Consider the following 5,450-nt stretch of genomic DNA (forward strand, 5'->3'; position numbering starts at 1 on the left):
TTCAGTGACGACTACCGCGACTTCGTCGGCCTGGTCGCCGCGCAGGTCAGCCGGGCGGTGGGCAAGCAGCGGGCGTTCGAGCAGGAACGCGCCCGCGCCGCCGAGCTGGCCGCGCTCGACCGCGCCAAGACCAACTTCTTCGCCAACGTCAGCCACGAGTTCCGCACCCCGCTCACGCTGGTCCTCGGGCCGCTGGAGGAGATGCTCGCCGACCGGGAACTGCCGGATCGCTACATCGACCGGCTCACCGTCATGCACCGCAACGGGTTGCGCCTGCTCAAGCTGGTCAACACGGTGCTCGACTTCTCCCGGCTGGAGTCCGGCCGGCTGGCCGCCCGCTACCAGCCCACCGACCTGTCCGACTTCACCTCCCGGCTGGCCAGCACGTTCCGGTCGGCCACCGAGCGGGCCGGGCTGCGCCTGGTGGTGGACTGCCCGCCGCTGCCCGCGCCGGTCTACGTCGACCGGGACATGTGGGAGAAGATCGTCCTCAACCTGGTGTCGAACGCGGTCAAGTTCACCTTCGACGGCGAGATCCGGGTCCGGGTACGCGCGACCGACCGGGCCGCCGTCCTGGAGGTGACCGACACCGGCGTCGGCATCGCGCCGGAGGAGCTGCCGCAGGTCTTCGAGCGTTTCCACCGGGTCGCCGGCGCCCGCTCGCGTACCCACGAGGGCACCGGCATCGGCCTGGCCCTGGTCCGCGAGCTGGTCGAGATGCACGGCGGCACCGTCACCGCGCACAGTGTCGTCGACCGGGGCACCACGTTCACCGTGACCATGCTGTTCGGGTACGCGCACCTGCCCGCCGACCGGGTGTCCGCCCTCTCGCCGGTGCCGCTGACCGAGCCGGAGCAGGCCCGCCTCTACGTCGCCGAGACGGCGCTCTGGACCGACGAGGTGGCCCGGCCCGTCGGGTTGCCCGAGCCGAACGGCACGCCGGGCGGCGCGGGCCGGATCCTGTTCGCCGACGACAACGCCGACCTGCGCGAGCACGTCGTCCGGCTGCTCTCCCCGGCGTACGAGGTGGTCGCCGTGCCGGACGGCGCGGAGGCGCTGCGGTTGGCCGCCGAGACCCCGTTCGACCTGGTGCTGACGGACGTGATGATGCCCCGGCTGGACGGCTTCGGGCTGGTCGCCGCGCTGCGCGCCAAACCGGCCACCCGGTACGTGCCGATCGTGCTGCTCTCCGCCCGGGCCGGCGCCGCCGAGGAGGTCGCCGGCCTGTCCGCGGGCGCCGACGACTACCTGACCAAGCCCTTCTCCAGCCAGGAACTGGTGGCCCGGGTCCGGGCCAACGTCGAGCTGGGCCAGTTGCGTGGGCAGATCATCCGCCGGCTGCGGGCGCTCGCCGACGCCGCCGTGGAGATCAACACCGCCCGGTCGACAGCCGAGGTGGTGCGGGTGGCCGCCCGGCACGCGCTGCGCCTGGCCGAGGCCGGACGGGTCCGCGTCACCACCACCGGGGCCCGTCACGAGGAGGACGCCGGCGGCGACCTGCCCGTCGACCCGACAGTGGTGCTGCCGCTCACCGGCACGTCCGGCGAGCAGCTCGGTGAGCTGCGGGTGTGGCGGCGCGAGGGCGGCGGCACCGAGCAGGCGGCGCTGACCGAACTGGCCCGGCTGGTCGGCGTCCGGCTGGAGAACGCCCAGCTCTACGAGGCCGAGCACCACATCGCCACCACGCTCCAGCACAGCCTGCTGCCGCGTACGCTGCCGCAGCTGCCCGGCGCGGTGGTCGCCAGCCGCTACCTGCCCGGCAGCGCCGACGTGGAGGTCGGCGGCGACTGGTACGACGTGATGGCCACCGCCGACGACGACCTGGTGCTGGTCATCGGTGACGTGGTGGGCAAGGGCGTGCGGGCCGCCGCGGCGATGGGCCAGCTCCGCAACGCGCTGCGGGCGTACGTCCTGGAGGGCTACGACCCGGGCGAGGCGCTGACCCGCCTCAACCGGCTGGTCCACTCCGCCGGCAGCGGCTCCTTCGCCACCGTCGTCTGCCTCGGCTTCTCCCCGCGCACCGGCCGGATCCGGTACGCCAGCGCCGGCCATCCCTCACCCCTGCTGATCCGAGGAGACGACGTGGCGTTCCTGCACGATCGGGCCCTCGGACCGCCGATCGGGGCGATCCCCGGCACCGTCTACCCGGCCGCCGAAGGCGAACTCGCGCCGGGCAACCGGCTACTGCTCTACACCGACGGCCTGATCGAGGACCGGTCCGCGGGCATCGACGCCGGGCTGGGCCAGTTGCGGTCGGACGCGACGGCCCGCGCCGAGCACGTGGCGGACCTGGTCGACGCCGTCATGGCGCGGGTGGCCGGGCGGTCCCGGCACGACGACGTGGCCGTCCTCGCGCTGGAGGCGGCCGAGTTGAACCGCTTCGCGCTGCGTCTGCCCGCCGACCCGACCCGGCTCAGCGTGCTGCGCAAGCGGCTGGAGGACTTCCTCGTCGCCCACCAGGTCGGCGAGACCGACCTGTTCGATCTGACCGTGGCGGTCTCCGAGGCGGCGGCGAACGCGATCGAGCACCCGGTCGACCCGGTGGACCCGACGATCGAGATCGAGGTGACGATCGCCGACCGTACGGTCACCGCGACCGTCCGGGACACCGGGCGCTGGCGGGAGTCGAGCGGGTCGAGCTTCCGGGGGCGCGGGCTGGCGCTGATCCAGGCGCTGGGGGAGATGAACGTGACCCGTACCGAGGAGGGCACCGAGCTGACGCTGCGCCGCCGGCTGGCCGACCGGGACTGAGGGCTGTTGCCGAGTAAAGCGGATCAAATGCGGCGAAGTCCCTAGTATCGCCTCATGGGGCGTGAGCCGTTCCGTCTTTCGCGGGACAGCGGGAACGACCCGGTTGGCGCGGCGTGGACGGCGATTCGCCGCACCGGCCGGGCGACCGTGGGAGAGCGACTGCGGCGGGTGCGGTTGAGCCTGCTCGTGGCGGTGCAGTGCGGGGTGGCCGCCGCAGTCGCGTGGTGGGTCGCGAAGGATCTGATCCACAACCCGCAACCGCTGTTCGCGCCCGCCGTCGCGGTCGGCACCATCGCCAGTTCGGTGAGTCAGCGCTTCCGCCGTACGCTGCTGCTCATCGCCGGCGTGGCGGTGGGCATCGCGCTGGGCGACCTGCTGGTCTCCTGGGTCGGGCAGGGATACGTACAGATCGGCGTCATCGTCGCCGCCGCGATCATCGTCGCCGTCCTGCTCAGCGACGAGGGCGCGTTCGTCACCCAGGTCGGCGGCAGCGCGTTGGTGATCGCCGTGCTCTTCCCGGCCCGGACCGACATCGCGCTGCCCCGCTTCCTCGACGGCGTCGTCGGTGGAGTGGTCGGCATCCTGGTCGCGGTCGTGGTGCTGCCCCTGCACCCGATCCACCGGATCCGGCGGGCCGGCCGGCCACTGCTCGACCAGATGGCCGCCGAGCTGGACCGCCTCGCCGACGCGGCCCTGGCCCGGGACGCCGAGCTGGCCCGTCAGGGTCTCGACAGGCTGCGCCGGCTCGACACCTCGGAGGTGGAGGCCGCAATGTCGGGCGCTGACGAGGTCGTCCGCATCTCGCCGCTGCGGTGGCACAACCAGAGCGCGTTGCAGGGATGGCGGCACGGCGCCATCCTCATGATCCGCTCCCTGCTGCACAGCCGCGACGTCGCGCTCAACCTCGAACGCGCGATCCGTGACGACGAGCCCGTTCCGCCGTCGCTCGCCGAGGCCGCGCGGTGCCTGGGCGAGGCCGCGCGCACCGTCGGTAAGGGCTGGTCCCCGTCCGCCAGCCGGCCCTCCCGTTCCCAGCGGGCCGCGATGTCTGCCCTCCGCCTGGTTCAGGAGGCGTTGCGCAGCGGCCTGCGCGTCAGCGGCATCAACGTGGCGAACGAACTCACCATCATCGCGGTGAACACGATCCGGGCGAGCGGGGTGCGCAAGCGCGACGCCGAGTCGCTGCGTCGTGATCTCGCCCCGGACACCGCCGGGGAGTCGGGAAAGCGGCACCCCGCGTCGGATCAGGGGCAGCCGAGACCGGACCTGCCCCTGCCGCCGGCGATGGGAGACGCCTTCTAGACCCGAAGGGCACCCGAGTCGGTCAGGTGGGGGCGAGCCAGTCCTGGTCGCCCAGGCCGGAGATGTCCAGCACGCGCCGGACCTGCGGGGACGGCAGCACGGTGAGCGCGTTCGGGAACCGCTGGGCGAGCCGGACCACCGCGTGGATGGCGGCCGAGTCGAAGAAGGTCACCGCCCGCAGGTCGAGCGTGAGCTGCTTGGCAGGCTCGCGGAGCGCGGTCTGGAACATGGTGTCGGCGGTCGCCATGTCGACCTCGCCGGTCACCTGGACGCGCACTTGGTCGCCGTCGACCTGCGCCGTCACGGAGAAGACGGGCGCCGCGCCCCCTTGATCCACGGAGCAACAATGGCACAGCGTTTGCGGTACGGCAACAACCTGCCCGGCCGGGCTGTGGCGGGGGGCACACCACCCCCGGCGATAGGCTTGGGCCATGACCGTCCGTGCGCCGCTGACCCCCGGCACGCTCTCCCCGTGGCGAGCGGTTCCCGCCCACATCCCGCGCCCGGAGTACGTGGGTAAGAAGCGCCCGCAGGAGTGGCGCGGCTCGCACGTGCAGACGCCGGAGACCATCGAGAAGATGCGCGTGGCCGGGCGCCTCGCCGCGCAGGCCACCCAGCTCGCCGGTGAGCACTGCAAGCCGGGGGTGACCACCGACGAGATCGACAGGGTGGTGCACGAGTTCCTCTGCGACCACGGCGCCTACCCGTCGACGCTCGGCTACCGGGGTTTCCCGAAGTCGTGCTGCACCAGCCTCAACGAGGTGATCTGCCACGGCATCCCCGACTCGACGGTGCTCCAGGACGGCGACATCATCAACGTCGACGTCACCGCGTACCTGAACGGCGTGCACGGCGACACCGACGCCACGTTCTGCGTGGGCGAGGTGAGCGAGGAGGCCCGCCTGCTTGTCGAGCGGACCCACACGGCGATGATGCGCGGCATCAAGGCCATCGCGCCGGGCCGGCAGATCAACGTCATCGGCCGGGTGATCGAGTCGTACGCGAAGCGTTTCGGCTACGGCGTGGTCCGCGACTTCACCGGGCACGGCATCGGCGAGGCGTTCCACAGTGGCCTCTACGTGCCGCACTACGACAGCCCGCGCCCCACCGACGTGATGGAGCCCGGCATGACGTTCACCGTCGAGCCGATGATCACGCTCGGCACCTACCAGTACGACATGTGGGACGACGGCTGGACCGTGGTCACCAAGGACCGCCGGTGGACGGCCCAGTTCGAGCACACCATCGTCGTCACCGACGACGGCTACGAGATCCTGACGCTGCCGTGACCGACACCCCGGCGGCGCTGCGCGAGGCGCACCACGCGGACGTCTCCGGCGGCTGGCTGCGGCCGGCCGTCTTCGGCGCGATGGACGGACTGGTCACCAACATCGCGC

4 protein-coding genes are annotated in these 5,450 nt (G+C 72.4%); 3 read left to right on the forward strand and 1 reads right to left on the reverse strand.

All coding sequences use genetic code 11. The features are described 5' to 3' along the window. On the forward strand, nucleotides 1-2,751 hold a 2,751-nt coding region (locus tag KBX39_RS21710; RefSeq protein ID WP_210872230.1), incomplete at its 5' end, for a SpoIIE family protein phosphatase. A 147-nt stretch (nucleotides 2,752-2,898) separates the two neighbouring features. Next, on the forward strand, nucleotides 2,899-4,053 hold the full coding sequence (locus tag KBX39_RS21715) for an FUSC family protein (protein ID WP_210872231.1): 1,155 nt from the start codon (nucleotides 2,899-2,901) through the stop codon (nucleotides 4,051-4,053). Nucleotides 4,054-4,075: 22 nt separating this feature from the next. On the opposite strand, the gene KBX39_RS21720 is transcribed toward KBX39_RS21715, so the two are convergent. Continuing rightward, complete coding sequence (locus KBX39_RS21720) at nucleotides 4,076-4,390, reverse strand: STAS domain-containing protein (RefSeq protein ID WP_187693829.1); 315 nt, start codon at nucleotides 4,388-4,390, stop codon at nucleotides 4,076-4,078. A 94-nt stretch (nucleotides 4,391-4,484) separates the two neighbouring features. Between KBX39_RS21720 and map the strand changes: the two genes are divergently transcribed. Further along, on the forward strand, nucleotides 4,485-5,342 hold the full coding sequence (gene map, locus KBX39_RS21725; RefSeq protein ID WP_043325831.1) for a type I methionyl aminopeptidase: 858 nt from the start codon (nucleotides 4,485-4,487) through the stop codon (nucleotides 5,340-5,342). Nucleotides 5,343-5,450: the final 108 nt, after the last annotated feature.

The sequence above is a fragment of the Micromonospora sp. D75 genome, from assembly GCF_018070405.1.
GTDB classification, from domain to species: Bacteria; Actinomycetota; Actinomycetes; order Mycobacteriales; family Micromonosporaceae; genus Micromonospora; species Micromonospora chalcea.